We start from the raw sequence: 19,926 nt of genomic DNA, 5'->3' as shown, positions 1-19,926 counted from the left end.
TATGGGCTCCTGTTCAGACGGCTGAAGGCGGCTGCACTTTGCAGCACGCGGTGGACAATATGGCGACGCACAGCTCGGCATAGCTCATGCCGGCCGCCTCGGCGCCCATGGGCACCAGCGAATGGCTGGTCATGCCGGGCGAGGTATTCATTTCCAGCAGCCAGGGCTTGCCGGCGCTGTCCAGCATGAAGTCGGCCCGCCCCCAGCCTTCGCAGGCCAGCGCCACATAGGCCTGCTCGGCAATGCGCAATATCGAATCGGCCAGGGCCGGGTCGAGGGCGGCGGGGCAAATATACTGGGTATCGTTTGATACATATTTATGCTCGTAATCGTAGTTGCCGCCAGGCGCCACGATTTCGACTATGGGCAGGGCGCGCGCCGATTTGCCTTTGCCCAGCACCGGCACCGTGAGCTCGCGGCCCTCGATGAATTGTTCGGCCAGCACTTCTTCGTCGTATTGCGCCGCCAGTTCGTAGGCGCGGCGCAGCCCGGCAAGCTCATCGACCCGGGTCACGCCCAGCGTCGAGCCCTCGTGCGGCGGCTTGATGATCATGGGCAGACCCAGTTCGCGGGCGACGCGATCCAGGTCGCAGCCGTCGGTCAATACCGCAAAGGCCGGCGTGGGCAACTGCTGCTGCAGCCACACCTTCTTGGTCATGATCTTGTCCATGGACAGGCTGGATCCCAGCGGACCGCTGCCCGTATAAGGCAGGTTCAGCAGCTCAAGCGCGCCCTGCAGGGTGCCGTCTTCGCCGTAGCGGCCGTGCAGGGCGATGAATACACGGTCGAAGCCGGCGTTGATCAGGTCGACCAGCGTATACCGGCCGGTATCGAACAGATGGGCGTCTATGCCCACGCTGCGCAAGGCCTCGTGCACGCGCTGGCCCGACATCAGCGAGACTTCGCGTTCAGCCGAACGGCCGCCGTACAACACCCCTACCCGGCCAAAATTTCCTTTCATGCATATTCTCCTAGTTGCGCCGGCACGCGGCTGATCGATCCGGCGCCCATCACCACCACTACATCGCCGTCGCGCGCGAAATCCCGTATCGCCTGCGGCAGCTCGGCCACATCCTCGATGAACACCGGCTCGACCCGTCCGGCCACGCGCAGCGCGCGCGCCAGCGCCCTGCCGTCGGCGGCCACCAGGGGCTGCTCGCCCGCCGGATAAACGTCGGTCAGCAGCACCGCATCGGCCGAACCCAGGACGCGCACGAAATCCTCGAAGCAGTCGCGGGTGCGCGTGTAGCGGTGCGGCTGGAAGGCCAGCACGATGCGGCGCTGCGGCCAGGCGCCGCGCGCCGCGGCCAGCGTGGCGGCCATCTCGACAGGGTGGTGGCCATAGTCGTCGATAAGGGTGAACGTGCCGCCGCCGTGCTGTCGCGGCACGGCGAAATCGCCCACCTGCGTGAAGCGGCGGCCCACGCCATTGAAGTTGGCCAGGGCATCGGCGATGGCCCCATCGGCGACGCCCAGCTCGGTCGCCACGGCGATGGCCGCCAGGGCGTTGAGAACGTTATGCCGGCCCGGCAGATTCAGCGCTATCGACATGGACGGCAGCATGCCGGTGGCGCCCTGCCTTTCCACGTCGAAGCGCATGACGGTGCCATCGGCCCTGAGATTCACGGCGCGCACCTGGGCGTCGGTCTCGATGCCATAGGTGGTGACGGGGCGCGACACAAAGGGAATGATTTCACGCACATTGGCGTCGTCGCCGCACAGCACCGCGCTGCCATAGAATGGCAGGCGCTGCGTGAATTCGATGAAAGCGCTTTTCAGGCGGGCCACATCATGGCCGTAGGTGTCCATGTGGTCGACGTCGATATTGGTGATGATCGCCATCACCGGCAACAGATTCAGGAAGGACGCATCGGACTCGTCGGCCTCGACCACGATGAAGTCGCCCTGGCCCAGGCGCGCATTGGCCCCTGCCGAATTAAGGCGTCCGCCGATCACGAAAGTGGGGTCCAGGTCGCCGGCGGCCAGCACGCTGGCGACCAGGCTGGTGGTGGTCGTCTTGCCATGCGTTCCGGCCACGGCAATGCCGCGCTTGAGGCGCATCAGTTCGGCCAGCATCAGGGCGCGCGGCACTACCGGGATCCGCGCGGCGCGCGCGGCAAGAACTTCCGGGTTGTCGCCCGACACCGCCGTGGAGGTGACGATGGCGCCGGCCCCCTTGATGTTCTCGGCATGATGGCCGATGGTAATGCGCGCGCCCAAGCCGGCCAGGCGGCGGGTCACCGCCGATTCCTGTATGTCGGAGCCGCTTATGGAATAGCCCAGGGTCAGCATCACCTCGGCGATGCCGCTCATCCCGGATCCGCCTATGCCTACGAAATGGATGCTTTGAATACGGTGCTTCACGCCTGGCTCCCTGCTAATTGTTCGCACGCGTCGGCGATCTGCCGGGTTGCATTCAAGCAAGCGTGTTCATGGGCATGACGGGCGACCTCGGCCAGTTGCGCGCGGCTCGTCGCGCGCAGCCACTGGGCCAGCCATTCCGGCGTCAGCTCGGACTGTTTCTGCAGCCATGCGCCATGGCATTCGCTCAGGTAGCGGGCGTTGGCGGTCTGGTGGTCGTCTATGGCATGCGGCAAGGGCACGAACAGGGCCGCAACGCCGACCGCGGCCACTTCGGCCACCGCCATGGCGCCGGCCCGGCAGATCACCACATCGGCATCGGCCAGCGCCGCCGCCATGTCGTCGATAAAGGCGTGGCATTGCGCCTGCACGCCCAGGTCCTCGTAGGTCTCGCGCAAGCCCGCCACATGCCGTTCGCCGGCCTGATGCATGACGATGGGCCGTTCATGCCCGGCGAGCAGCGCCAGCGCCTGCGGCACCACGGCATTGAGCGCGGCCGCGCCCTGGCTGCCGCCCACCACCAGCAAGCGCAAGGGGCCCTGGCGGCCGGCATAGCGCTGCGCTGCGGGCTCCACTTCGGCCAGGGCCTGCCTGACGGGATTGCCGACCATGACCGCGCCCGGCAAGGCGCCCGGAAAGCCGACCAGGACTTTGCTTGCCAGCTTTGCCAGCCAGCGATTCGCGGTGCCCGCCACCGCATTCTGTTCATGAATGACGACAGGCGTGCGCTGCAGGGCGGCCATCACGCCGCCCGGGAAAGCGACATATCCGCCCATGCCCAGCACCACATCGGGCTTTGCATGGCGCAGCGATTTGCGGGCCTGCCAGCATGCGCGGGCCAGGGTAAACGGCAGCTTGAGCAGCGCCGCCGGCCCCTTGCCGCGCAGGCCGGAAAAACGCAGAGGCACCAGCTCGAACCCCTGGGGCGGCACCAGCCTGCCCTCCATCCGCTCGGGATGGCCCAGCCACAGCACCCGCCAGCCGCGCGCCTTCATCTCATGGGCGATCGCCAGCCCGGGCATGATGTGCCCGCCGGTGCCGCCAGCCATGATCAGCAAGGTTGGAGTCGTGCTCATGTCCGCTTGCCCCGCATCAGATTGCGATTCTCGAAATCGACCCGCAGCAGCAGCGCCATCGCGATCAGGTTCATCACGATCCCCGACCCGCCATAGCTGACCATGGGCAGGGTCAGGCCCTTGGTCGGCAGCAGGCCCACGCATACGCCGATGTTGATGAAGGTCTGCACGCCGAACCATAGCACCACGCCCTGGGCCACCAGACCGTTGAAGATGCGCTCCATGGCGATGGCCTGGCGGCCGATTTCGAAGCCGCGCCAGACGATATAGACGAACAGGGCGATCAGGCAGCTGAGTCCCACGAAACCGAGTTCCTCGCCGATGACCGCGACGATGAAATCGGTATGCGCCTCGGGCAGGTAATGCAGTTTTTCGATACTGGCGCCCAGGCCGACGCCGAACCACTCGCCCCGGCCCAGCGCAATCAGGGAGTGGGACAACTGGTAGGCGCTGCCATAGGCATTGTCCGGGTTCCATGGGTCCAGGTACACGAACAGGCGCTCGCGGCGCCAGGGCGAAAGCCAGATCAGCAGCAGGAAGCTGCCGACCATGATGCCGAGCAGCGTGGAGAACAGCTTGCCGTTGATGCCGCCGATGAACAGGATGCCTACCGCAATGGCCACTATCACCATGAAGGCGCCCAGGTCGGGCTCCAGCAGCAGCACCATGCCGACCACCGCCAGCGCGCAGGCCATGGGCAGGAAGCCGCGCACGAAATTCTGCATATATTCCTGCTTGCGCACGGTGTAGTCGGCCGCGTACAGCAGCACGGCCAGCTTCATCAGTTCCGATGGCTGGAAATTGATCGGACCCAGAGGCAGCCAGCGCCGCGCGCCGTTCACCTCGCGCCCTATGCCGGGCACCAGGACGACCAGCAACAGCACCAGGCAAAGCAGGAACAGCGGCACCGCCGACTTCTGCCAGACTTTCATGGGTATGCTTATCGCGAACAGCGCGCAAAACAGGCCCACCACGATGAACAGGCCGTGGCGGATCACAAAATAAAAACGCCCATAGCTTTCGTAGCGCGGGCCGTCGGCCAGCGCGATGGATGCCGAATAAACCATGAGCAGTCCGAACAGCACCAGTATGCTGGCCGCGATCATCATCGGAATGTCGAAGCTGGGCATCGTCGTGCGCCCCGGCCTTACGGCGTTGACGCCCGAGGTCAAGTCGGCGAACAGGCTCATGCCACCTCCCCGCGGCTCAAGGCCAGTTCGTTCACCTCGGCGACAAAGCAAAGCCCGCGGTGAGCATAATTCTTGAACATGTCCATGCTGGCGCAGGCCGGCGAAAGCAGGACGGTATCGCCGGCTTGCGCCAGCTCGAGGCCGCGCGCCACGGCCTGGGCCAATGATGGCGCGCGTTCGACCGGCATCTCGGCCCCCGCCAGGGCCTGCTCTATCAGCGCCGCATCCTGGCCGATCAATACGACGGCGCGGGCATGCGCGCGGGCCGCTTTGGCCAGCGGGGCAAAATCCTGGCCTTTTCCCAGGCCGCCCGCTATCAATACCACCCCATGGCCCATGCCTTCCAGGGCGGCTACGGTCGCCCCGACATTGGTGCCCTTGCTGTCGTTGACAAAATCGACGCCCGCGACCGTGCGCACGAATTCCGTGCGATGGGCTTCGCCGTGATAGTCCCTCAGGGCATGCAGCATGCCGGCCCAACCCAGGCCCAGGCTGCGCACCAGGGCCAAGGCAGCCAGGGCGTTCAGCGCGTTGTGCCGGCCGCGCACGCGCAAGGCGTCCACAGGCATCAAGCGCGTGGCGCGCCCGGTGCCGCGCACCGGTACGCTGGCAGCCTTCTTGCGCCGCCCGGCGGCGACCGGCTGGTCGAAATCGGCGCTATCCGCCGCGGCGAGCCACAGCATGCCATTGCTGCTCTCCAGACCCAGGTCGCCTTCCAGTTCGGGCAGATCGCGGCCGAAACTGCGCACCGCCAGCCCCTTGATATCGGGCACCATGCCGAGCACCAGCGGGTCGTCGCGATTGACAATGGCAATTTTCGCCATCTTCAGCAGCCTGGCCTTGGCCGCGGCATAGTCCTGCATGGAGCCGTGCCAGTCCAGGTGGTCCTGCGTCACGTTCAGCACCACGGCGGCGTCGGCCGCCAGGGTATGGGTGGATTCGAGCTGAAAGCTGGACAGCTCCAGCACCCAGACATCCGGCAAATCATCCGCCGCCAACGCTGCGCGCAGCGCCGCCAATGCGGCCGGGCTGATATTGCCGGCGGCCCGGGCGCTGCGGCCGCTGGCCTGCACCAGTTGGCGGGCCATGGCGGTCACTGTGGTCTTGCCGTTGGTTCCCGTTACCGCCAGCACGCCCGGCTTATAGCCCTGCTCCGACATATCGGCCAGCGCGCGGGCGAAGAGCTCGATCTCGCCCAGCACTTCAATATTGCGTTGCGCGGCCAGGGCGAGAAACGACTTGACGGGTTCCCGGGAGGGAGCGAGGCCGGGGCTGAGCACGATGGTATGCACATCGCGCAGGGCATCTTCGGTGAACACCTGCTCGCCAAGGCGGTAGTCGACGCGGGTTTCGTCCAGATCGGCCCGCAGGCCCGCCAGTCCCCCCGGCTGCGTGCGCGTATCCAGCACGCGCAAGGCCGCGCCATGCTGCGCGCACCATAGGGCGGCAGCCGCGCCGGTCTCGCCCAACCCCAGGATCAGGGTCAGGCCGTCGACGCGCAGCGAGGGAAAAGTCATTGTGTTCATCGCAGTTTCAAACTTGCCAGGCCAATAAGCACGAGCATCATGCTGATAATCCAGAATCTCACGACGACCTGGGTTTCTTTCCAGCCGCTGACCTCGAAATGATGGTGCAGCGGCGCCATGCGGAAAATACGCCGCCCTTCCCCGTAGCGCCGCTTGGTGTACTTGAACCAGGTCACCTGCAGCATCACGGAGAGCGTCTCGACGACAAAGACCCCGCCCATGATGAAAAGGACGATTTCCTGGCGCACGATGACGGCGATGGTTCCCAATGCGCCGCCCAGCGCCAGCGCGCCCACGTCGCCCATGAATACCTGGGCCGGATAGGCGTTGAACCACAGGAAGGCAAGCCCCGCCCCGGCGATGGCGGCGCATATGACCATCAATTCCGAGGCCCCGGGTATGTAGGGAAACAGCAGGTATTTCGAATAATCGACGCGGCCCACCACATACGCGAAGATCCCCAGCGCGCTGCCGACCATGACGGTGGGCATGATGGCCAGGCCGTCCAGGCCGTCGGTAAGATTGACCGCATTGCTCGAACCCACGATCACCAGCCAGGTCAATGCCACGAAGCCGAACACGCCCAGGGGATAGCTCACGCTCTTGAAGAAAGGCACGATAAGATCGGCGCGGGTGGGCAAAGGCATGGTCAGGCCGCTCAGCACCCAGTCCCGGAACAAAGGCCAGAGTTCGGCATTGGCGGGCGCCGAGACGGCAAAGCTCAGGTAGACCGCGGCGACGATGCCTATCAATGCCTGCCAGAAGAATTTGCGGCGCGACGACATGCCTTCCGGGTCGCGATTGACGACCTTCTTGTAATCGTCGGCCCAGCCTATCCAGCCGAAACCGAAGGTGACCAGCAAGACCACCCAGACGAAACGGTTGGTCCAGTCGGCCCACAGCAGGGTGCTGACGCCGACGGAAATCAGGATGAGCACGCCGCCCATGGTCGGCGTGCCGTTCTTCAACAGGTGCGATTCGGGGCCGTAGGCCCGCACAGCCTGGCCGATTTTCAGTTCGGTCAGCTTGCGGATGACGCAAGGTCCGGCAAACAGGCCTATCAGCAATGCCGTGCCGCAGGCCAGCACGGCGCGGAACGTAATGTATTCGAACACACCAAAAGCGCGCACATGTGAATCCGACAGCCAACGCGCCAGTTCAAGTAGCATGGCGAGCCCCTTTTTCTTTGTTTATTAATTCTGTTTCAAGTGCCCGCACTACTCTTTCCATGCGCATGCTGCGCGATCCCTTGACGAGGATATGGGCCGGAACGAGCGTTACAAGATAGCCCGTCAGCGCGTCGATGGCGTCGAACGCCTGGGCCCCGGGCCCAAAGGCGCTTGCCGCATGGGCGCTGGCCGGACCGAATGTCAGCAAGACATCGACGCCGCGTTCCTGCGCGTAGGCGCCCACTTCGGCATGCATGGCGTGGCTGTCGGCTCCCACCTCGCCCATATCGCCCAGCACCAGTATTTTTCTGCCCGCCAGTTGCGCCAGCACATCGATGGCGGCGCGCACCGAATCTGGGTTGGCGTTATAGGTATCGTCGATCAGCTGGTAGCCATCGGCAAGCTGGCGCGGCTGCATGCGGCCGGACACCGGATTGAAGGCTTCAAGGCCTTGCACGATGGCCGCCAGCGATGCGCCGGCGGCGCAGGCGCAGGCGGCGGCGGCCAGCGCGTTGCGCAAATTGTGCAAGCCCGGCGTGGAAAGGACCAGGCTGGCGCTGCCCGCCGGCGTATGCAACTGGCATAGCGTGCGCGTGGGCTCGGCATGGATCTGCTCGGCATGGACGGCGAATGCCGGGGCCAAGCCGAAGTCCATCACCTTGCGCCGGCCCGCCAGGCCGCGCCACAAGGCGGCGTACTCGTCATCGCCCGGGAACACCGCCACGCCGTCCGCGGGCAGGGAGGCGATCACGGCGCCGTTTTCCGCCGCCACCGCGGCAACGGTATGCATGAACTCCTGGTGCTCGCGCTGGGCGTTATTGACCAGGGCCACGGTAGGCTGGGCGATATCGGCCAGCAGCGCGATTTCGCCGGGATGGTTCATGCCCAGCTCCACCACGGCCGCCCGGTGCTGATCGTTCAAGCGCAAGATGGTCAAGGGCACGCCAATGTCGTTATTCAGGTTGCCTTGCGTGGCCAGGCTGACGTCGGCGCCCAGCCAGGCGCGCAAGATGGACGCAATCATTTCCTTGGTGGTGGTCTTGCCGTTGCTGCCCGTCACGCCGATGAGCGGCAGGACGAAAAGCCGGCGCCACGCCGTGCTGATGCGGATCAAGGCCTGCCTGGTGTCGCCCAGGGCGAACTGCGGCAGGCTGAGCGACTCATCGCGCTGCGCCACGATCGCGCCGCTGGCTCCGGCTTCCTGGACCTGGGCGAGATAGGCATGGCCATCGAAGGTGTCGCCCTTGATCGCGACGAACAGCTGGCCCGCCTGGATATTGCGCGAATCGGTCGAAAGCGTCAGGCCGCGCCGCCAGCTCAGTGCAAAACGGGCCCACTCGCGGTCGTCGAAGGGCAGGCGCGCGCCATTTGTTTCCTGGTAGGTTTCATGGCCCTTGCCCGCCAGCAGCACCACATCGCTGGCATGCGCGGTCCAGATGGCCGACATGATGGCGAGCGCGCGGTCCAGCTCGATGCGCGGCGCCCGCGGCATGCCCGAGGCGATTTGCCCGGCGATGGCCTGCGGATCCTCCATGCGCGGGTTGTCGTTGGCGAGAACGACGCTGTCCGCCAGCGTGGCGGCAATGCGGCCCATGATGGGGCGCTTGCCGCTGTCGCGGCCGCCGCCGCAGCCGAACACGCAGATCAGGCGGCCCGCGCGGGCCGCCGCAACGCCGCGCAGCGCCAGCAGGGCGCGCTCCAGCGCATCCGGCGTATGCGCATAGTCGACCACGACCAGCGCCGTGGCGGCCGCCGCCGCGGCGCCGCCCGGGGCTTCCACTATTTGCAGCCGCCCTTCCACGCAATTCAACGTGGCCAGGACGCGGGCAATGCGCGGCAATTCCCAGCCCAGCTCCTGCAGCACGCCGCAGACCAGCAGCAGATTGGAAATATTGTGCTCGCCCAGCAAGCGCGTCAGCAATTGCGCCGTGCCATCCTGCGTGGCCAGATTGAATACCAGGCCATAAGCGCTCGCTTGTATGTCGTGCGCCTGGATGGCGGCCGCCTTGTAGCCGCCCAGGGAATAAGCCAGGGGGTGGAGCAAGGACGCCGCCGCCAGCAAATCCCGGCCGGCCGGATCGTCGGCATTGATCACCGCGGCGCGCAGGCCGGGCATATCGAACAGCGCGAATTTCGCCAGCTTGTAGTTCTGCAGCGTGCCATGGTAGTCGAGGTGATCGCGCGTCAGGTTGGTAAACGCCGCAATTTCAATATGCACGTGATCCAGGCGTCCCTGCGCTATGCCTATCGAGGATGCTTCCAGCGCCACCACGGTCGCGCCGGCGTCGCGCATCGCCGCAAGGCTGCGGTGCATGGTCAGGACATCGGGAGTGGTCAGCGCGCCGCCCAGGCGCGAGCCGTCGGGCAAAGAGACGCCCAGCGTGCCTATGGTCCCGCAAGGCACCTGCTCGGCATTCAAGGCGGCGGCGATCCACTGGACACAAGTGGTCTTGCCATTGGTGCCGGTGACCGCCACGATGGTCAAGGCCAGCGACGGCTCGCCGTACCACAGATGCGCGATCAGGCCGAGCTTTTCCGACAAGCCGTCGACTTCCAGGACCGGAATGGCCGTGGCCATGGCCGGCTGCGCCGCGGCTGCGCCGCCGGCCTGCAGCACGATGGCGGCCGCTCCCTGCTCGACAGCCTGCTGGACGAACAAGCGCCCGTCGCTGGTCAGGCCGGGGCAGGCAAAAAACACATCGCCAGCATGAAGCTGGCGCGAGTCCAGGCCCAGATGCGCTGTCCGCGCCACATGCCGGTTCAGCCAGGAGACGATTTCTTGCGGCATCATTGCGGCGTCTCCCCTTTCGGACCGACAGCCACCAATGACTCGATCGGCGCGTCGGGCTGGACGCCCATCCGGCGCAATGTGCTGGCGACCACGCTGGCAAAGATGGGCGCCGCGACCCGGCCGCCATAATAGGCGCCCGCATGCGGCTCGTCCAGGGTCACCGCGACCACGATGCGCGGGTTCGAGACCGGGGCGAAGCCCACGAACGAACTGCGATATTGCGTCGTGCTGTACTTGCCGTTCACGATCTTGCGCGCCGTGCCGCTTTTGCCGGCCACGCGGTATCCCTGCACCTGCGCGAGCTTGGCGCCATCCGGCCCGGCCGCGGCTTCCAGCATGGCGCGGATCTGGCCCGCGACCGTGGGGGTGTAAACCTGCACGCTGGTGGGCTTGCCTTCCCGCTTGAGCAAGGTCAGCGAGACCATGTCGCCATTCCGGGCGAAGGCCGTGTAGGCGTGGGCGATCTGCAGCAGCGAAACCGACAGGCCATAGCCGTAGGCCATGGTGGCCCTCTCGATGGGGCGCCAGCGCTCCCACGGACGCAAGCGCCCCGACGCCACGCCGGGGAAATTGGCCTGGGGCGCGCGGCCGAAACCCAATTCAGTGAACTTGGTCCACATTTCCTGGGAAGTCAGTTTTTCGGAAATCATGGTCATGCCGATATTGCTCGAACGCCGCAGGATTCCGGCCACATTCAGCGTGCCGTTGCGGCTGACGTCCGAAATCGTCGAACCCTGATAGCGATACTGGCCATTGCCGGTATCGAAAAGCGTGGAAGTGCTGATGCGCTGGATGTCCAGCGCCAGCGCCGCCGTAAATGGCTTCATGATGGAGCCCGGCTCGAACGTATCGGTCAGGGCGCGGTTGCGCAAGACGGGGCCCTTGCGGTCATCGCGGTCGTTGGGATCGTAGGTGGGCAAATTGACCAGGGCCAGGACCTCGCCGGTGCGCACGTCAATCACGATGCCTGCGGCGGCCTTGGCCTTGTTCTCGTCCATCGCTTTCTTGAGCGCGGTGTAGGTGTCGAACTGCAGGCCGGAATCGATCGACAGGTTCAAGTCCTGCCCGTTGACGGGGGGCACTATCGTCTGCACGTCTTCCACCACCCGGCCCAGGCGATCCTTGATCACGCGGCGCGATCCCGGCTTGCCCGAGAGCTCCGAATTGAACGCCAGCTCGACGCCCTCGATGCCCTGGTCCTCGATGTTGGTGAAGCCGACGACATGCGCCGCGATATTGCCCTCGGGGTAGTAGCGGCGCATTTCCACCTGCTGATGGAAGCCGGGAACCTTCATTTTCCGTATCTTGTCGGCGATGTCCATGGGCACCTGGCGTTTGACATAGACGAAGTTCTTTTCCTCATCCACCAGCCGGCTCTTGATGTCCTTGACGGGAAGCTCCAGCAGCTTGCCGAGTTCCGCCAACTGGGCCTCGCTGGCGCCGCGCGTATCCTCGGGAATGGCCCAGATGGCCCGCACCGGCACGCTCGATGCCAGCACGACCGAACCGCTGCTGTCGAATATCTTGCCGCGGGTCGCGGGCAGCACCAGCGTGCGCTCGTAGCGCCGCTCGCCCTGCTGCTGCAGGAATTCGGTGGACAGGCCCTGCAGGTACATGGCCTTGGCGGCCAGAGCGGCAAAGCCCAGCATCAGCAGAATCAGCACCAGGCGCGAACGCCACAAGGGCATCTGGACATTCAGCACGGGGCTGTCGTAGAAGCGCACGCGTTTCATGGGCGGCCCTCCCCGTGGCCGGCCGCGGCCGGCCTGGGCGCATTGGCCTTGATGTAAATAGTCCTGTCCGGCGAAGTGGAAACCATTTCCAGTTCTTCACGCGCGGCGCCGTCGATGCGGGCATTGCGCGCGAGTTCGGCGCGCTCCAGCTGCAGGCGGCGCCAATCGGTGTCGAGCTCGCGGGCCTTGTCCTGCAGGCTGTCGGTCAGCACGAACAATTGGCGGGACTGGAACCGGGCCGTGACCAGGGATATGGCCGAGACCATGAGGAGGATCGCGAAAAGAATGCTCAGGCGTCCCATTATCTGCGCCCTCTTTTGCTTGTCGCCGCCTGGCCCGAAACCAGGCGCATGGCGGTGACAAAAGAGGCGCCCTGATCCTTGGGCAAGGGCGTCGCCGTGCGCTCGGCCACCCGCAGGACCGCCGAGCGGGCCCGCACATTGTCCGCGGCCTGCTCGGCGGTGGGCAATATGCGCCCCAGCGAGCGCAGGATGGGTTGCGGCATGTCCTTCTCGAAAATGGGCAGGCGGGCCTGTGCCTCGGCCGGCTTTGCCGCCGCCGCTATGCACTGCTTGACCATGCGGTCTTCAAGAGAATGAAAGCTGATCACCGCCAGACGCCCTCCCGGGGCCAGTACCTTTAGAACTGCCGCGAGGGCGAGCGCGAGCTCCTCGAGTTCTTCATTGATGTGAATCCGTATAGCCTGAAAGGTACGAGTGGCCGGGTGTTGGCCCTTTTCCCGCGTACGGACGACGCTGGCGACGAGCTCGGCGAGGTCGAGCGTTGTACGCAGCGGCCTGGATTCGCGGCGAGCAACAACCGCCTTTGCAATCTGGAAAGCAAACCGTTCTTCGCCATATTTTGCTATGACCTCCTTTAACTCTTCAACACTGACTTGCGCCAGCCATTGCGCAGCGGTGAGTCCGCTGCTGGTATCCATCCGCATATCCAGCGGGCCTTCGCGCATGAACGAAAACCCCCTGCTGGCGTCGTCGATCTGAGGGGATGAAAACCCCAGGTCGAGCATGACGCCGTCAACCTTTTCCAGGCCCAGCCGTTCCAGCTCCTGCGGCATCGACCCAAAGCCGCCATGCACCACCATGACCCGCGCGTCCTCGCGCTGCAAGGCGTGAGCGGCCTCTATGGCCTGCGGATCCTTGTCGAACACCACCAGCCTGGCTTGCGCCGACAAGCGGGACAGCAGAAGGCGGCTGTGGCCGCCACGACCGAACGTGCCATCGACGAACACCCCTTCGGCCAATGCCGGCGGCATGCCCGTGGCGGGCTCGCGTTTCCTCTTGGCGCCGAAATCAGGATCAACGAGGGCGTTGACCGTCGGCTCCAACAGGACGGATCGGTGCAAAAACTCCATAAGCGGATTCAGAATGAAAAATGTTCCAGGACCTCGGGCATGCCCTTGGCAAGATCTTCGGCCTCGCGGCGCGCCCATTCGGCGGAATCCCACAGTTCGAAATGGCTGCCCATTCCCAAAAGCATGACATCGCGGGTCAGGCCGGCTGCATTGCGCAACTCAGGCGCGACCAGGATGCGGCCCGAGCCGTCCATATCCACATCCTGGGCATTGCCGAGCAACAAGCGCTGCAAGGGACGGGCCGACATGGGGAACTTGGCTATCTGCTCGCGTTTTTCTTCCCATGCGTTGCGGGGGTACACAAGCAGACAGCCATCGGGATGGCGCGTGAGGGTCAGGCGACCTTCGACCTGGGAAACGAGCGCGTCGCGGTGCCTGGTCGGGATCGAGACCCGCCCTTTGGCATCCAACGTGAGAGCACTGCTACCCTGGAACAAAATTCTTCCCCACTTTTTTACACAAAAACCTACTTTTCCCCACTCTACGGGATGGAATGCAACAGGTCAAGCGCCTCGTTGCAATTTTTTCAATTACAACAAGTACTTAGCGCGGCCTGCGAGAGCGGCGTCAAAAAAATATGTAGTGAAATCAAGAAATTGGCGAAGTATCTGCAAGTCCTTTGTCACGAGATGCGCAAGGACTGCCCAGGGGGCTTTGCAATTACTGACACTTCCCAGGAGGAAGAAGCGAGAATAAAGAGTGAGGCAGGCCTATAGGCCGGATTCTGTACACCAGGCGAACCTGGCGGGCAATCATTCCTCTGGGCCCGGCATTGCTGCCGGGCTCTAGCCATCTACCCGCATACTCGAGCGAGCCGCTCTTTTGGCACGAAGCCAGGCGTATGCCTATTTGATGTTGCTCCGGGTAGAGGTTGCCGCGTTTCACCCTGCCGCGCCGTACCGGGTTGCCCCGGCACGCAGCACGGAGATGGCCGTGCCAGTGCGCACATAGTGCGCCCGCGCCGCAGACTCGTCTCTGTGGCCCTGTTCCTCAACCGTGCGACGCGCAAATTGCGCGGCGCACGGGTGGGCGGCCGTTAGCCGCTACCCCGCTCTGTGGAGTCCGGACCTTCCTCGATGCCATAAGCACCGCGATTGCCCAACCTGCCTCACAGATGCCAGTGTAACCTGCGACAATAGCATCTTTACTCCTGACTACTGGTTTTTTTGCTTTTATGGCTGCCAATACCCTCATTACCCTAAGCGGCGTCCAGCTCGCCTACGGACACCATCCCCTGCTGGATCATGCCGATTTCGCGATCCAGCCCGGCGAGCGCATCGGCCTCATCGGGCGCAACGGGGCCGGCAAATCGTCCCTGCTCAAATTGCTGGACGGCCGCACGACCCCCGATGACGGCGAAATCATGCGCCTGGGCGGCTTGAAAATCTCCACCGTCGAGCAGGAGCCGGAGCTCGACGAATCGCTCACCGTGTTCGACACGCTTTGCGGCGACATCACCGAAAGCGAGGACTGGCAGCGGCCTTCCCGCGTCAATGCCTTGATCGAGCAACTGGGCCTGTCCGCCGACGCGCTCGTCGCCGGCCTGTCGGGCGGCACGCGCAAGCGGGTCGCGCTGGCGCGCGCCCTCGCCGACGAGCCCGACCTGCTGCTGCTGGACGAGCCCACCAACCACCTGGACTTCATCGGCATCAGCTGGCTGGAAAACCTGCTGATCAATGCCCGCTGCAGCACCATCATCATCACCCACGACCGCCGCTTCCTGGACGCCGTGGCGACACGCATAGTCGAACTCGACCGCGGCAAGCTATTCAGCTTTCCGGGCAACTTCTCGACCTGGCAGCAGCGCAAGGCCGAATGGCTGGAAGCCGAAAAACAGCAGAATGCCAAGTTCGACAAAGTGCTGGCCCAGGAAGAAGCCTGGATACGCAAGGGCGTCGAAGCGCGGCGCACGCGCAACGAAGGCCGGGTGCGGCGGCTGGAACAACTGCGGCGCGACCGCGCATCGCGGCGCGAACGCGTCGGCAACGTCAGCCTGGCCGTCGCCGAAGGCCAGCGCTCCGGCAAGCTGGTCGTGGAACTCGAGAATGTCAGCCACAGCTACGGCGACCGCGTGCTGATACGCGACTTCTCGACCACCATCATGCGCAAGGACCGCATAGGCCTGATCGGCCCCAATGGCGCCGGCAAGACCACGCTGCTGAAAATCATCCTCGGGGAACTGCAGCCCACCAGCGGCACAGTTCGCCTTGGCACCAACCTGACGGTGGGCTATTTCGACCAGATGCGCGAGCAATTGGATGAAACCGCCACCCTGGCCGACACCATCAATCCAGGCAGCGAATGGATAGAAATCGGCGACCAGCGCAAGCATGTCATGAGCTACCTGGAAGATTTCCTTTTCCCGCCCGCCCGCGCGCATTCACCGGTCCAGAGCCTATCCGGCGGGGAGCGCGCGCGCCTGGTGCTGGCCCGCATGTTCGCCCGGCCCACCAATATCCTGGTGCTGGACGAACCCACCAATGACCTGGACATCGAAACGCTGGAACTGCTGGAAGACTTGCTGCAGGATTATCCCGGCACGGTGCTGCTGGTCAGCCATGACCGGGCCTTTCTTGACAACGTGGTCACCCAGACCTACGCCGCCGAGGAAAACGGCCACTGGCAGGAATATGTGGGAGGCTATGACGAGTGGCTGGCGCAGCGCCCCGAGCAGCCCGATCCCGCAGCCGAAAAAAAAAGCAGGAAAGAAGCGGCCGCCGCGGAACGCGCCCAGCCCGCCAAGGCGCCGCGGGTGACCTCGTGGGAGCTGCGCGAGCTTGAGGAGATCCCCGACACCATCGCGCAGCTGGAGGCCAAACAGACGCAGTTGGCGGCCAAGCTCGCCGACGGCAGCCTGTACCGCGACGCGCCGGATGAAGTCGATGTCATCAACGGGCAACTGCATGCCATCGAGCAGCAACTGAATACCTTGTTCGCGCGATGGGAAGCGCTGGAAGAAAAGAAGAACGGCGGCAATCCGGCCTAGTGCCCTGTTTGCTTAGTTCGCGCACTCAAATCCGGATGCATGGGCTGGTCAGACAAGGCGCAAGCCGCAGCGACAGCAGTGGCTACCTTCCAGCCCAGGGACTCGCCGGCGGCCAGCGGCACGACCGTCGTTTCCGCCATGGGCAGCTCCGCCGGGATCCGGTAGGGCTGGCGCAGCAGGGTGAGCGTGCCCTGGTTGACAGGCAAGCCATAAAACGCCGGTCCGTTCAGGCTGGCGAATGCCTCCAGCGCATCCAGCCGGCCCACCGAATCGAAGGCCGTGGCGTAGAGTTCCATGGCGTGCAAAGCCGTATAACAGCCGGCGCAGCCGCAGGCATGCTCCTTCAGGCCCTTGGGGTGCGGCGCGCTGTCCGTTCCCAGAAAGAAACGCCCCGCGCCGCTGGTCGCCGCCTCCAGCAAGGCAAGACGGTGCTGCTCGCGCTTGAGCACCGGCAGGCAGTACCAGTGTGGCCTGATGCCGCCCTGGAACAGGGCATTGCGGTTGTACAGCAAATGATGGGCGGTGATGGTGGCGGCCACGGGGCCTTCGGCCTGGCGCACGTAATCCACGCCGTCGCGGGTGGTAAGGTGCTCGAACACCACTTTCAGTTCCGGAAAGGCGCGCCGCAGCGGGATCATGACGCGGTCGATGAATACCGCCTCGCGGTCGAACAGGTCGATAGCCGGATCGGTGACTTCGCCGTGCACCAGCAAGGGCATCCCGGCCACCTGCATGGCCTCCAGCGCCGCCGCGCAGCGCCCCAGCAGGTCGGTGACCCCGGCGTCCGAATTGGTGGTGGCCCCGGCGGGGTACAGCTTGATCCCGTGCACCGCGCCCGACTGGCTGGCCCGCTTCACCTCGGCCGCGCTGGTATTGTCGGTCAGGTACAGCGTCATCAGCGGAGTGAAAGCGCCTTGCGGGATACCCGCCCGCTCCAGCGCCAGGCCGATGCGGTCCCGGTAAGCCACGGCCAGTTCGGTGGTCGTGACCGGCGGCTTCAGGTTGGGCATGATGATGGCGCGGGCGAATTGCCGCGCCGTATCGGCCACGACGGAATCCAGCACCGCGCCGTCGCGCAAATGAAGATGCCAATCGTCAGGCCGGATTATCGTCAGGGTGTCAGGGGTGCTTTGCATGCTAGTCAATATTCAAATAGGGCGAATCCGGCATTATCGCCCGGATGGCAGCGGCATGCTGCGCTCCACCAGGCGGCAGAACATCGCGCTCCCCACGGGAATCACGGCGTCGTTGAAATCGAAGGCCGAATTATGCAGCACGCAGCCGGCCTCGGCGCCGCCCTGGCCCAGCCGGAAGTAGGCGCCCGGCCGGCGCTGCAGCATGAACGAAAAATCCTCGGACCCCATCGATGGCGCAAGATGGGGCACCACCATGTCGGCGCCGAACAATTCGGTGGCCACGTCGGCGACAAATGCCGCGTGTTCCGGCGTATTGACCGTAGCCGGGAACAGCCGGTGGTATTTCATCTGGATCCTGGCCTTGAAAGCCGCCGCGATCCCGTCCACCACCTCTTGCATGCGCTGGATGATCTGTTCCTGCACGACCGGATTGAAGGTGCGCACCGTGCCGACCATGTGGGCGTCTTTCGGGATGACGTTCATGGCCTGCAGATTGCCGGCGGTAACGGCCGCAACCGTCACCACGGCCGAATCGGGGGCCGGGACATTGCGCGACACGATGGTTTGCAGCGCGGTGATCAACTGCGCCGCGATCACGACGGGGTCGTTGGTTTGATAGGCGTGGGCGCCATGGCCGCCGCGCCCTTCGATATGGATTTCGAAGTGATCCGCCGCCGCCATCATGGGGCCCGGGTTCACGCCTATGACTCCCGGTGGCAGCCCGGGCCAGTTGTGCAGGCCGTAAATGGCATCGCAGGGAAAGCGTTCGAACAAGCCGTCGTCCAGCATGGCCTTGGCCCCGCCCAGGCCTTCTTCGGCCGGCTGGAAGATCAGCACGGCCCGGCCGTTGAAATTGCGGGTTTCGGCAAGATAGCGGGCGGCGCCCAGCAGCACCGCGGTATGGCCATCGTGGCCGCAGGCGTGCATGACTCCCGGGTTGGTCGATGCGTAGGGCCGCGCGCCCTGCTCGAGGATGGGCAAGGCATCCATGTCGGCGCGCAAGCCTATGCTGCGGCCGCTGTCGGTTTGCCGGCCGTCCAGCAAGCCGACCACGCCGGTCTTGCCGATGCCGCGGTGAACCGTGTAGCCCAGCGCCGTCAGCGCATTGGCCACCAGGGCGGAAGTGCGCGCTTCCTGGAAGCCCAGCTCGGGGTGGGCGTGGATATCCTGGCGGATGGCGCTCAGCTCATCATGGAAAAGACTGATGGATTCGAAAACACTTCTGGCATACATCGACTAAATACTCCTGATAAAACAAGCGTATATTGGATACTCTGGTCCCGCCTGCGACATTATCACACTGCGATGCCTGGCCTCAGGATGGGGGCTAACCCTAGCTGCGGACAAATTCTCCTGCACAAATTACTTTGTCTTTATGGGAATCTCACGTTATGCTGCTGGGGAAATGTTTTTTTAACTATCAGTTAGGAGCCCTACTCTATGGCAACAACCGAGAAACCCGCCCGTAAACCCAATGCGGCGTTCATGAAGCCACTTACACCTAGTGCTACCTTAGCTGCCATTATCGGACCCGAGGCAGTCCCACGCACTGAAGTCACCAAAAAAATCTGGGACTACATCAAGAAACACGATCTGCAAGATCCTGCCAACCGTCGCAATATCAATGCCGACGACAAATTGCGCCCCTTGTTCGGCAAAGAACAAGTATCAATGTTCGAACTCACCAAGCTGGTAAGCGGCCACCTCAAATAAGGTGTCCGAAGACATAAAAAAAACGCTGCCAGGCGAGCCAGGCGGCGTTTTTTTTGGGGTGTTTTTTTGCGATGCCGGGTAAATCAGTATTCAGCGACCGGCGGTTGGCCGGAAGCCAGCGCAAGCCAGCCCTTGATGATGCGGTAGACGATCCAGACCAGAGCGATCAGGCCGGTGATCCAGCCTATGAAAATAAAGGTCGCCAGGGCGCTGAGCACGACCCACAGCAAGCCCCACCAAAACGTCTTGATCACCCAGTCGAAGTGCCTGGCGTATACCGTGCCGGCCGCGTCCGAGCGTTTCAGGTAGGCAAGCACCACGGCTGCGATCGTGGCAATCCCGAAAAAGCCGGCGCTAAGCAAGCCCAGCGCAAAAAGACCATAGATAAGATGCGTCAAATTGCGCATCGACAAGCCCTTGCCGTCTTCTGGCGGATACGCCTGGGTCATACAAACCTCCGGAGAAACAATGTAGGGGAAAGCTGCCGGTATCGTTACCGTACGCTATTTTACACACAGGCCGGATGCGCCGGGCGAGCCGGGCGTAGCGGACCTTTTGCGGCATCGCCCGCACGCCGGCCCTCGCCGGCCTGGCCAGGCCCCGAGGCGCCAGGCCTGGCCCGACTCCGGCAGGGCTTGCCTTGGCCGGCGCGCACCAGGCCAGATTCGCGGCCGCGTCAATTGCGCGCCCCAACGCCAAACCCCCAGCGGGTTGCCCTGCTGGGGGTTGGGTTTTCAATAAGAGCCTGACGATGACCTACTTTCACAGACGTACGTCCACTATCATCGGCGCAAAGGCGTTTCACGTTCCTGTTCGGGATGGGAAGGAGTGGGACCACCTCGCTATGGTCGTCAAGCGTAACCGGGTGTCGCG

General features: G+C 64.3%; 15 protein-coding genes, 1 rRNA gene, 1 other RNA gene and 1 pseudogene. 2 read left to right on the top strand and 16 right to left on the bottom strand.

The annotated features are described in order from the left end of the window. Positions 1–13: 13 nt before the first annotated feature. From BUB23_RS25695 to rnpB, 12 genes are all read right to left on the bottom strand, one after another. The gene (locus BUB23_RS25695) at positions 14–961 is read right to left on the bottom strand and encodes a D-alanine--D-alanine ligase (RefSeq protein WP_073110134.1); all 948 of its coding nucleotides are present in this window, start codon (positions 959–961) and stop codon (positions 14–16) included. Then, positions 958–2,364: a UDP-N-acetylmuramate--L-alanine ligase gene (murC, locus tag BUB23_RS25690; RefSeq protein ID WP_073110131.1), complete on the bottom strand. Its 1,407-nt coding sequence runs from the start codon at positions 2,362–2,364 to the stop codon at positions 958–960. The genes BUB23_RS25695 and murC overlap by 4 nt, the downstream gene beginning before the upstream one ends. Beyond that, entirely contained in the window at positions 2,361–3,437 is a 1,077-nt protein-coding gene (murG, locus tag BUB23_RS25685) for an undecaprenyldiphospho-muramoylpentapeptide beta-N-acetylglucosaminyltransferase (protein WP_073110129.1), read from the bottom strand. Before murG ends, murC begins: the two co-directional genes overlap by 4 nt. Then, entirely contained in the window at positions 3,434–4,627 is a 1,194-nt protein-coding gene (ftsW, locus tag BUB23_RS25680; protein ID WP_073110127.1) for a putative lipid II flippase FtsW, read from the bottom strand. The genes murG and ftsW overlap by 4 nt, the downstream gene beginning before the upstream one ends. Next, the gene (gene murD, locus BUB23_RS25675; RefSeq protein WP_073110124.1) at positions 4,624–6,153 is read right to left on the bottom strand and encodes a UDP-N-acetylmuramoyl-L-alanine--D-glutamate ligase; all 1,530 of its coding nucleotides are present in this window, start codon (positions 6,151–6,153) and stop codon (positions 4,624–4,626) included. The genes ftsW and murD overlap by 4 nt, the downstream gene beginning before the upstream one ends. Continuing rightward, complete coding sequence (mraY, locus tag BUB23_RS25670; protein ID WP_073110122.1) at positions 6,150–7,322, bottom strand: phospho-N-acetylmuramoyl-pentapeptide-transferase; 1,173 nt, start codon at positions 7,320–7,322, stop codon at positions 6,150–6,152. Before mraY ends, murD begins: the two co-directional genes overlap by 4 nt. Further along, complete coding sequence (gene murF, locus BUB23_RS25665) at positions 7,312–10,113, bottom strand: bifunctional UDP-N-acetylmuramoyl-L-alanyl-D-glutamate--2,6-diaminopimelate ligase MurE/UDP-N-acetylmuramoyl-tripeptide--D-alanyl-D-alanine ligase MurF (protein ID WP_073110120.1); 2,802 nt, start codon at positions 10,111–10,113, stop codon at positions 7,312–7,314. The genes mraY and murF overlap by 11 nt, the downstream gene beginning before the upstream one ends. After that, complete coding sequence (locus tag BUB23_RS25660; protein WP_073110118.1) at positions 10,110–11,846, bottom strand: peptidoglycan D,D-transpeptidase FtsI family protein; 1,737 nt, start codon at positions 11,844–11,846, stop codon at positions 10,110–10,112. The genes murF and BUB23_RS25660 overlap by 4 nt, the downstream gene beginning before the upstream one ends. Beyond that, complete coding sequence (ftsL, locus tag BUB23_RS25655; RefSeq protein ID WP_073110115.1) at positions 11,843–12,148, bottom strand: cell division protein FtsL; 306 nt, start codon at positions 12,146–12,148, stop codon at positions 11,843–11,845. Before ftsL ends, BUB23_RS25660 begins: the two co-directional genes overlap by 4 nt. Next, entirely contained in the window at positions 12,148–13,218 is a 1,071-nt protein-coding gene (gene rsmH, locus BUB23_RS25650; RefSeq protein WP_073110112.1) for a 16S rRNA (cytosine(1402)-N(4))-methyltransferase RsmH, read from the bottom strand. The genes ftsL and rsmH overlap by 1 nt, the downstream gene beginning before the upstream one ends. A gap of 8 nt (positions 13,219–13,226) precedes the next feature. Further along, complete coding sequence (mraZ, locus tag BUB23_RS25645; protein WP_073110110.1) at positions 13,227–13,655, bottom strand: division/cell wall cluster transcriptional repressor MraZ; 429 nt, start codon at positions 13,653–13,655, stop codon at positions 13,227–13,229. 260 nt (positions 13,656–13,915) lie between these two features. Then, positions 13,916–14,328, bottom strand: an RNA gene (rnpB, locus tag BUB23_RS25640) — RNase P RNA component class A. Positions 14,329–14,392: 64 nt separating this feature from the next. Between rnpB and BUB23_RS25635 the strand changes: the two genes are divergently transcribed. Continuing rightward, positions 14,393–16,204: an ATP-binding cassette domain-containing protein gene (locus BUB23_RS25635; RefSeq protein WP_073110107.1), complete on the top strand. Its 1,812-nt coding sequence runs from the start codon at positions 14,393–14,395 to the stop codon at positions 16,202–16,204. Between the two features lie 86 nt (positions 16,205–16,290). Here the strand turns inward: BUB23_RS25635 and pyrC are convergent. Both pyrC and BUB23_RS25625 read right to left on the bottom strand, forming a co-directional pair. Beyond that, positions 16,291–17,340: pseudogene (pyrC, locus tag BUB23_RS25630) on the bottom strand (dihydroorotase); the annotation flags it as partial. Between the two features lie 33 nt (positions 17,341–17,373). Further along, entirely contained in the window at positions 17,374–18,573 is a 1,200-nt protein-coding gene (locus BUB23_RS25625) for a M20 aminoacylase family protein (RefSeq protein ID WP_073110105.1), read from the bottom strand. Positions 18,574–18,780: 207 nt separating this feature from the next. Between BUB23_RS25625 and BUB23_RS25620 the strand changes: the two genes are divergently transcribed. After that, positions 18,781–19,053: an SWIB/MDM2 domain-containing protein gene (locus tag BUB23_RS25620; RefSeq protein WP_073110102.1), complete on the top strand. Its 273-nt coding sequence runs from the start codon at positions 18,781–18,783 to the stop codon at positions 19,051–19,053. A gap of 83 nt (positions 19,054–19,136) precedes the next feature. On the opposite strand, the gene BUB23_RS25615 is transcribed toward BUB23_RS25620, so the two are convergent. Beyond that, on the bottom strand, positions 19,137–19,502 hold the full coding sequence (locus BUB23_RS25615; protein ID WP_073110100.1) for a DUF4870 family protein: 366 nt from the start codon (positions 19,500–19,502) through the stop codon (positions 19,137–19,139). A 294-nt stretch (positions 19,503–19,796) separates the two neighbouring features. Next, positions 19,797–19,909 (bottom strand): 5S ribosomal RNA (gene rrf / locus BUB23_RS25610). Between the last annotated feature and the right edge of the window lie 17 nt (positions 19,910–19,926).

The organism is Pollutimonas bauzanensis, from assembly GCF_900129885.1.
GTDB classification, from domain to species: Bacteria; Pseudomonadota; Gammaproteobacteria; order Burkholderiales; family Burkholderiaceae_B; genus Pollutimonas; species Pollutimonas bauzanensis.
Note: the sequence above shows the minus strand (reverse complement) of the source record. Positions and strands in the feature narration are given on the sequence as shown.

What these genes read in the sequence shown, in the direction of transcription:
- BUB23_RS25695 (WP_073110134.1), bottom strand. Translation starts at nt 961, where the DNA reads ATGAAAGGAAATTTTGGCCGGGTAGGGGTGTTGTACGGCGGCCGTTCG.
- murG (WP_073110129.1), bottom strand. Translation starts at nt 3,437, where the DNA reads ATGAGCACGACTCCAACCTTGCTGATCATGGCTGGCGGCACCGGCGGG.
- ftsW (WP_073110127.1), bottom strand. Translation starts at nt 4,627, where the DNA reads ATGAGCCTGTTCGCCGACTTGACCTCGGGCGTCAACGCCGTAAGGCCG.
- murD (WP_073110124.1), bottom strand. Translation starts at nt 6,153, where the DNA reads ATGAACACAATGACTTTTCCCTCGCTGCGCGTCGACGGCCTGACCCTG.
- mraY (WP_073110122.1), bottom strand. Translation starts at nt 7,322, where the DNA reads ATGCTACTTGAACTGGCGCGTTGGCTGTCGGATTCACATGTGCGCGCT.
- murF (WP_073110120.1), bottom strand. Translation starts at nt 10,113, where the DNA reads ATGATGCCGCAAGAAATCGTCTCCTGGCTGAACCGGCATGTGGCGCGG.
- BUB23_RS25660 (WP_073110118.1), bottom strand. Translation starts at nt 11,846, where the DNA reads ATGAAACGCGTGCGCTTCTACGACAGCCCCGTGCTGAATGTCCAGATG.
- ftsL (WP_073110115.1), bottom strand. Translation starts at nt 12,148, where the DNA reads ATGGGACGCCTGAGCATTCTTTTCGCGATCCTCCTCATGGTCTCGGCC.
- rsmH (WP_073110112.1), bottom strand. Translation starts at nt 13,218, where the DNA reads ATGGAGTTTTTGCACCGATCCGTCCTGTTGGAGCCGACGGTCAACGCC.
- BUB23_RS25635 (WP_073110107.1), top strand. Translation starts at nt 14,393, where the DNA reads ATGGCTGCCAATACCCTCATTACCCTAAGCGGCGTCCAGCTCGCCTAC.
- BUB23_RS25625 (WP_073110105.1), bottom strand. Translation starts at nt 18,573, where the DNA reads ATGTATGCCAGAAGTGTTTTCGAATCCATCAGTCTTTTCCATGATGAG.
- BUB23_RS25620 (WP_073110102.1), top strand. Translation starts at nt 18,781, where the DNA reads ATGGCAACAACCGAGAAACCCGCCCGTAAACCCAATGCGGCGTTCATG.
- BUB23_RS25615 (WP_073110100.1), bottom strand. Translation starts at nt 19,502, where the DNA reads ATGACCCAGGCGTATCCGCCAGAAGACGGCAAGGGCTTGTCGATGCGC.